The following is a 5,198-nucleotide window of genomic DNA, read 5'->3' on the forward strand; positions in this document are numbered from 1 at the left end:
AGTTTGCAATAAAGTCCAAGCTTCTTCTCCTGTAGTGGCTGAAATAAAGGTATGTTCTTTTTTCTTTAACATCATTTCAAGAGTTTTTAAGGCAATAATGTTGTCTTCAACCAGGAGAAAATGGAGCGGTCGTATTGAGTGCTTAGTGTTATTATATGAGCTTGTTTCAGTAGCATTTGAAGGTGCTTCGCTAATAGGGCATTCCAAATCAAAATGAAAGGTGGAACCTTCACCTACCTTGCTGGTTAGGGTGATATGACCGCCCAAGAGCGTCACATACGATTGCGCAATATGTAGACCCAAACCATGCCCCGCGTAAATTCCTTTGTAGGAGGAACTGACCTTAAAAAATCGGTTAAATACCTGAGATTGCGCTTCTTCGGGAATCCCTATGCCGGTATCTGATACTGTAAATTTAATGTGCGCCGTCGCAGCATCTTGATGCAAACACTCAATGCTCAGGACAATGCTTCCTGATTGAGTGAATTTAATGGCATTACCTAAAAGATTAAGCAAGATACGATGAATTTTATTGCGGTCACTGCAAATATACTGCGGAACATCCGGTGCAATATTTGCTTTAAGCGTGAGGTGCTTTAATGATGTGGCTGGAGATTCCAGACGGATTAAATCATGGATGCATTGATGTAAATCAAACGATTCATGCTTAATGTCTTGTTCACTTAAATGCTCAACGCGCACATCATCTAAAATACTGTTGAGCATGTGGAGTAATTCTTCACCGCTGTCATGCAGCATGTGGGCTTTTTCTTTATCTTTTGGGTCGTGCAGAGTATGTTCAAGTATTTCTGATAAACCAATCACGCCGGTGAGAGGCGTTCGTATGTCATGGCTCATATTGGCGATAAATTCTGTTTTAGCTATGTTTGCTGCTTCAGCTTGCTCTTTGGCTAAAAGTAGCTCTTGTTCGAGTTTTTTTTGTTTACTAATATCGAGATAGTTTCCTAGAATACCAATAATGTTCTTTTTAGAGTCATATAAAGGCACTTTATTGGCTAAAACAATTTTAGTGGAGCCGTCTGCCTGTAATTGAGACTCTTCAAAATTAATTTTACTTTTTCCTGATAACGCCTCTATATCCCCTTGTCTAAACATATGTGCTTGCGTTTTTGCCCAAACCAAATCAAAATCAGTTTTTCCTTCAATTTCTTCCGGTGTTGACAGTCCTGCCGCGCGTGCAAAATATTCATTACACAGAATATATCGAAATTGAGGGTCTTTAAGGTAAATATAACCAGGCAAATAACGTATGATATTAGCCAAATATTCTTTTGCAAATTGCTTTAAACGTGAGTCATCAATTCGTTTAGACATAGTTTCTTCATATTTGGATGCACCCTACTATTATGAAGCCATGTATTCAGTACCTTTTTTTCAGTATGAAGACACGGTTTATTAACCATAAATTCTTGTGCATTCGCTTGATCAAGTATATCAAGTGTAGCACAAGCAAGCACAGCAAAAATGGGATCGAGATAGCAAATTCTGGTAGGATAATCCAACATAAAATTTAATGGGCGCTTTTGATGTAAGATTGAATCAACAGGGAACGCATCTCCCCATTCATCATAGGTGCCCATATTTGCAAGATATTCAACTTGTTTAAAATCCTTATAATTTAGAATACGGGAAATGCTGTTTTTACGTCCGGTTGCAGTGACAATACAATGAGTTCTGCAAATTAATTCTTTAACCACATCCAAGTCATTAGGGATAAAAAGTGAATAAAACCCTTCTTTGGCTGCCCTGTTTTTACGTAACTTATTTGCTTCAATGATGATAATATTTTTAGGTAACACACCCGCTTCAACTAAGCAGGAAGCAATACCCTGCCCTACTTTTCCATAACCAAAAATCATATAAGTTTTAACTTTAAAATCGATGTCGTCTTTTGAATAAATCTGTTTAATCGCTCTTACAAACCCATCACCGGTTCCATAAGCAGTTTCAATTTTTTTAATCAATCCGCGGTCTACAGAAATAATAGGACATTTAGTTAACTTGTATTTTTTAGGCTCTACATAAGTTAGCTCAACAAATCCTTTGTTTGGCTTCATTGAATTAGCTAAATGAGCACCACAATCTAATATTACATCAAATTGCTCTTTATATTGTTCCAAGAGCACCTCATTGGGATCGAGATAAATACCTAATTCAGAAATAATGTTCTTTATTGAATCGTGACATACAAGACCCTCAGTGCAAGTCAATTTAATTTTTGCTCCGGAGAATAGAAATAATTCGACCAAAATGAGTGTCGCTGTAGTTAAGTGACAGTTGATAAGTATGTTTTTTTGAAAGAGAGGAGCAGTATCTTTCCATTCTTTAAGAAGCGATTGAGTGCAGATTCTTTCGTCAACATCCATTTCATTTACTTTGTTTATTAGTCGTGTTAGATTCAAAGCCATCATACGTATTATTATCTGCAATACCCTTAATGAGCAAATATTATACACAAGCAATTTAGTTTAGTCAAAAAAATCTAGAAGCCAATTATCTCTCTTCTATAAACAAGTTGAAATCTGTTAGCACTATTTAATAATAGAACAAACTGGTTATTTTCCTTTTCATGAAATTTCGCATGACCTAAAATATATTTCTTAGTTTGTGTCCGTTTCATCATAAAAAACTGAGACTTCAAAATAGGGTTATTAAGCTCCGCTCTTTTCAAAATTTAAAAGCAGATAACAATGACTATTTTTTTTCTACGTGGTAGAATTTATCCTTTTATAAAGGAGTAACATTGTGAGTGGACGTAACAAAGAATTATCAACAATACCAGAGAGACAAGAGCATGAGGCTCTTTTAATAAATCAAAGCAATAATTCATATTATACTCATGATGGCTCATTGAATAATAAAGAAAAAAATACAAAGAATTCAAATAAGTATTTCTATCTAAAATTGGTTCTTGGTTATCTACCCGCTCTTGCTATTGGCCTTGTTGCAATAAATAAATTAATTAGTCAAAAAAGTGTCGCGAAAGATCTTTACCAATTATCAATAGAGGCGAGTTTGGCAGCTTTTAATCTGACGTTTGTTTTTGAGAATGGCATCCCTATTGAAACCTGTGGCGACGCATTCAAAGGAAGTGAGTTGTTATCCTGCCGCTATCCACTTAATCCAAATATGGAACCTGCTAATTTAAAAACTTGCATCGAAAGCCTTATTGATTATTGCCAAGATAAAAATGGGCTAAATAACGAGTTACGTCCTTACGATGCAGGTGTTATTACCATAGGTACCGGTTTAGCTCTCCTTTTAAGTTTAATTATTGGCGTGATAATCTATAAGGAAATATCAAAAAACACATTAAAAAAAGATGAAGAGAAACCAACGGGAACTATTACTACTGTGCCTTCAAATAAAAAACCATCAAAACCCTGGTTTTGGAGCTTGCCTGTTTTAGCCAATGATACGCAGGATGCTCTGCAGCCAAAAGAGTCTTTAGATTATAAGCAAAATTTGTAATAAGCACACTGCCAATAAAAGGTCTTGTCGCAAAAATATTTTTAGATCAGGACCTATTTATTCCAGGCAAGTTTATGGAGCCAGTCCAAAGAGCTGTTCAAAAATGGTTTGATTGGCCGCTAATCAACATTCAAAACAGCATTCAATAATTGCTTGGTGTAAGGTTCCATAGGATGTTTGAAAATAGACTCACAAGTGTCGAACTCCACTACCTTGCCCTCTTTCATTACTAAAACATCATCCGCAATGTAAGAAACAACGCCCATGTTATGGGTAATAAATAAATAAGAAATTTTTGTTTCTAACTGTAGCTCTTTTAATAAATTTAAAATTTGTGCCTGTACTGAAACGTCTAAAGCGCTGGTTGGTTCGTCACAAATTAAAATATCAGGTTCAGTCGCTAACGCTCTGGCAATACAAATTCGTTGCCTTTGGCCACCAGAAAATTGATGCGGATAACGATGTAGGCTACTGATAGGTAAATGGACTTGATCTAGCAATTCTTTTTGTCGCCGATTGATGATTGCTTTACTCATTCTTTGTGCTTGCATCCCTTCGGCAATAATATCACCGATAGTCATTCGTGGATTCATTGATGAAAAAGGATCTTGAAAAATGATTTGTACTTTTTTTCGATATTCTCGCAATGTTTTACCGTTAAAACCAAGCACATTATGGCCAAGATAAATAATTTCACCACAAGCAGCAGGTAATAAACGCAATAAAGCGCGACTGGTTGTTGTTTTACCGCAACCAGATTCACCAACTAATGCCAAGGTTTTTCCTCGTTGCAGATGAAAAGAAAGTTTATCAACCGCGATAAATGGGGAGCTATTTCGTCTGAATAAGCTTTTTTTCTGAGTAAAATAAACGGACAGCTCATTGACGGTTAAAATTGTTTCTGCCTGTGCAGGTTGAGCAGCCCATAAGACCTTTTTCGTATTTAAAGGAGGTAAGTGTTCCAGTTCAGGATATAAATGACAACGCACCACACGTCTATCCTGTTCTTGTAATTGTGGCTCTTCTTTGTGGCAACGCTCAAATGCATAAAGGCAACGTGGATGAAAACGACATCCTAATGGCATTTCTTCCAAAGCAGGAACAAATCCACGAATTACTGATAAACGCTCTTGACGATTGGCAAAAGAAGGTAAGGACGCGAGCAGTTGCTGCACATAAGGATGTTTAACGTTGCGAAAAAAATCAGCAACTGTCGATTGCTCCACAACTTGTCCGGCATACATCACACAAACCCTATCGGCCATGACTTTGACTACGCCTAAATCATGAGTAATCAACAGCATACTCATTTGATGATTTTTTTGTAGTTTCTTCAACAAAGCCAAGATCTGCGCTTGAATCGTGACATCTAAGGCAGTTGTGGGTTCATCGGCAATCAATAGTTCGGGATTACCCGCTAAAGCCATTGCAATCACAACTCTTTGTTTTTGTCCCCCAGATAATTGATGCGGGTATTGATGAATTTTTACATGCGGCAATGCCATTTCCACTTCATTTAACGAGGCTAAAATGGCTTCATTTAACGCTTGTTTATGATAAGATTTATGCCGCAATAAAACCTCGGCTAATTGTTCACCAACAGTCATAACGGGATTTAAAGCAGTCATTGGTTCTTGAAAAATTAAAGCAATACGGCGTCCGCGTAACTGCCGCATGAGCTGTTCAGGGAGATTTAAAATATCTTT

Annotated in this window: 4 protein-coding genes; 1 reads left to right on the forward strand and 3 read right to left on the reverse strand. The window is 36.8% G+C overall.

Annotated elements, in window-relative coordinates; all coding sequences use genetic code 11:
- Both QM652_RS13995 and QM652_RS14000 read right to left on the reverse strand, forming a co-directional pair.
- On the reverse strand, positions 1-1,335 hold a 1,335-nt coding region (locus QM652_RS13995), incomplete at its 3' end, for an ATP-binding protein (protein ID WP_415076842.1).
- Positions 1,305-2,432 carry a hypothetical protein gene (locus QM652_RS14000; protein WP_415076844.1) on the reverse strand — a complete coding sequence of 376 codons (1,128 nt, stop codon included), beginning with the start codon at positions 2,430-2,432 and terminating at the stop codon, positions 1,305-1,307. The genes QM652_RS14000 and QM652_RS13995, both read right to left, overlap by 31 nt.
- 334 nt (positions 2,433-2,766) lie before the next feature.
- On the opposite strand from QM652_RS14000, the gene QM652_RS14005 reads away from it, so the two are divergent.
- Positions 2,767-3,492 (forward strand): hypothetical protein, encoded by a 726-nt coding sequence (locus tag QM652_RS14005; RefSeq protein WP_415076846.1) that lies wholly within the window; start codon positions 2,767-2,769, stop codon positions 3,490-3,492.
- A 119-nt stretch (positions 3,493-3,611) separates the two neighbouring features.
- Here the strand turns inward: QM652_RS14005 and QM652_RS14010 are convergent.
- Positions 3,612-5,198 (reverse strand): dipeptide ABC transporter ATP-binding protein (locus QM652_RS14010; protein WP_415076847.1); only part of this gene is annotated, 1,587 nt, incomplete at its 5' end.

The organism is Legionella sp., assembly GCF_047605385.1.
Lineage (GTDB): Bacteria > Pseudomonadota > Gammaproteobacteria > Legionellales > Legionellaceae > Legionella.

What these genes read in the sequence shown, in the direction of transcription:
- QM652_RS14000 (WP_415076844.1), bottom strand. Translation starts at nt 2,432, where the DNA reads ATGATGGCTTTGAATCTAACACGACTAATAAACAAAGTAAATGAAATG.